Here is a 2,505-nt window from a genome sequence, read left to right as displayed (position 1 = left end):
AATACCGCACAAAGAGCGTCTGGCGACTTTGCAGACACTCCTCGTTGACATCTTCTGCAAAACCTTGTATAATACAGGTAGCATTCGAACAGCACCGTCTGATGCCGTGCTGTCTGAAAAAACAACGAGGTGGAATTCATATGATACATTGTGCAGCCATTTTTACAGACCACATGCTGCTCCAGCGGGGCAAGCCCATTGCCGTTTTCGGGACGGGCACCGCAGGGGAGCCGGTGACTGTTTCCGTTCCCCAGCGGCACTGTACCGTTTCTTCTGCGGTGCGGCAGGACGGAACATGGCGGGTGACGCTGCCGCCGATGCCTGCGGGCACGGGCTGTACCCTGACGGTAAACGAACAGGAATTTTCCGACGTGGCATTCGGGGAAGTCTGGCTTGCCGGCGGGCAGTCCAACATGGAATTTATGCTGAAAGATGCCAGGAACGGAACGGCGGAACTGGAACAGTGCCGGAACTCCAACGTGCGGTATTTTCAGGTGCCGCGGAATACGTTCGCAGACGATGCCTACACTGCTGCATGGAACGCTGCCCGCTGGGAACTGCCGGATCCGGAAACCAGCGGCACATGGTCTGCGGCGGCGTATCTGGCGGCGAAGGAACTGGCACAGACACAGGGCGTTCCTGTGGGAATTATCGGCTGCAACTACGGCGGCTCATCGGTCAGCTGCTGGCTGCCGGAATCCGATCTGCAGGCACACGCTGCCGGTCACCCCTATTTGCAGGACTACGCCGATGCCGCTGCCGGAAAGACGGACGCGGAAATGATCGCCGAGTATGACGAATACGTGGCATATCACACCGCATGGGAGAGCCGCATGCAGAAGTGCTATCAGGAGGACAGCAATATGCCGTGGGACGAGATCATTCGCCGCTGCGGGGAAAACCGTTACCCCGGGCCGCTGGGCATCAAGAGCCCCTACCGTCCTGCCGGCATGTATCACACCATGCTGCAAAGGGTAGTGCCTTATACCATTCGGGGATTTTTCTATTATCAGGGCGAAAACGACGAGATCCGACCGGATACTTATGGTACACTGCTGACAATGCTGATCGCCCGCTGGCGGCAGGATTTTGAAGATGTACAGCTGCCGTTCATTCTGGTGCAGCTGCCCATGCACACCTATGCGGACACGCCGGAAAACGGGGCGTGGAGCCGGCTGCGGGAGGCACAGATGCAGGTATACCAGACGGTAAAGCATACCGGCATTGCCGTGATTCTGGACTGCGGCGAATACTGCAACATTCACCCTGTAGACAAGCACCCTGTGGGACACCGGCTGGCGTTGCAGGCTCGGCAGCTGGTCTACGGGGAACGGGAACTGGAGGCGTTCGGACCGATCTTCCGCAGCTTCGTTGTGGAGGGCAGTACGCTGACGGTGTTCTTTTCCCATGCGGCACAGGGCATGGAGTGGCACGGGGAACCCTGCGGTTTCCAGATCGCCGGTGCAGACGGGGTGTATCACGATGCCAGAGCAGTGCTGGACGGCGACACGGTGCGGCTGACGGCGGCAGAAGTGCCGGCTCCTGCTGCGGCACGGTACAACTGGGTGAACTACGGTGCAGTTACGCTGTTCGGGAAAAACGGGATTCCGGCGGCACCGTTCCGGACGGAAGCTTCTCCGCTGCCGCTGACGGCAGTTTGTGAATAAAGGCAATACGCTTTTTGTTTCATCTGACGGAAAATTTGACGACGCATCTGTCGCACAAGCTTTGTGCGGTATTGCCTAAAATAAAACACTGTTCAAACATTCTCCACCGGATTCCACAATAGGGGACAGATTGGAAAAACCGGACGTTTTCCACAGTTTCCACAGAGTTTTCCACAGAAATTCCTGTCGGAACGGGGGACTTTGTGGAAAAACAGGTTTGTTCTGTTTGAGTGGTTCACAATGTGCACATACTTCCTGTGAAATCATTCGGCAGTACCGGCATGCACCGGCTGCCGCAGGAGGAATGGCTATGGTAAAAGGCGTACAGAAAAAAATCATCGAAGTGAACCGTCCGGACAGTCTGTATTTTGAACGTGCGGTGTTCTATCTCAAGCCCGGCGTGACCAAGCTGCCCCAGCAGCTTTCGCAGGCGGACGCGGACGCACTGCTGCGGGAAGCGGCACCGGAACGGGCAGAAAAACGCTTCTGGCTCCGGACGCTCCTGCTGGTGCTGCTGAGCTGTCTGGGCACGGCGGCGGTTTGTTTGTTGGTGCTGTAGTGGGGGATAGTGATTGTTGAAAGTGTCCCTATAATGTAAAAAGCTTTTCTGAGAGATTCTTTTGTAGAGCCTGATGCGTGAGGAAAAAGATTCCAAAGAACCCCTCCACCAGCTTCGCTGGTCCCCCTCGTACTGAGCGGTCCCCTCTGCCCTGCGGGCATCTCCCCACCCCGTGGGGAGTCACCCCTTTCAGGGGAGGCTAGGGCACCCGAAGGGCGTGTCTTGTGCTGAATCGGTAGCTTATAGGCTCCCCTGAAAGGGCACCCGAAGGGCGTGCCT

2 protein-coding genes are annotated in these 2,505 nt (G+C 57.1%); both read left to right on the top strand.

Annotated elements, in window-relative coordinates:
* Positions 1-140 precede the first annotated feature (140 nt).
* On the top strand, positions 141-1,667 hold the full coding sequence (locus tag RUMCAL_RS00105) for a sialate O-acetylesterase (RefSeq protein ID WP_021680295.1): 1,527 nt from the start codon (positions 141-143) through the stop codon (positions 1,665-1,667).
* 310 nt (positions 1,668-1,977) lie between these two features.
* A complete protein-coding gene (locus RUMCAL_RS00100; RefSeq protein WP_040646252.1) occupies positions 1,978-2,226 on the top strand; it encodes a hypothetical protein in 249 nt (82 codons plus the stop codon).
* Positions 2,227-2,505: the final 279 nt, after the last annotated feature.

This window comes from Ruminococcus callidus ATCC 27760, from assembly GCF_000468015.1.
GTDB lineage: Bacteria > Bacillota > Clostridia > Oscillospirales > Ruminococcaceae > Ruminococcus_C > Ruminococcus_C callidus.
The sequence above is the reverse complement of the archived record's forward strand: the minus strand, read 5'-3'. Positions and strand labels throughout refer to the sequence as shown.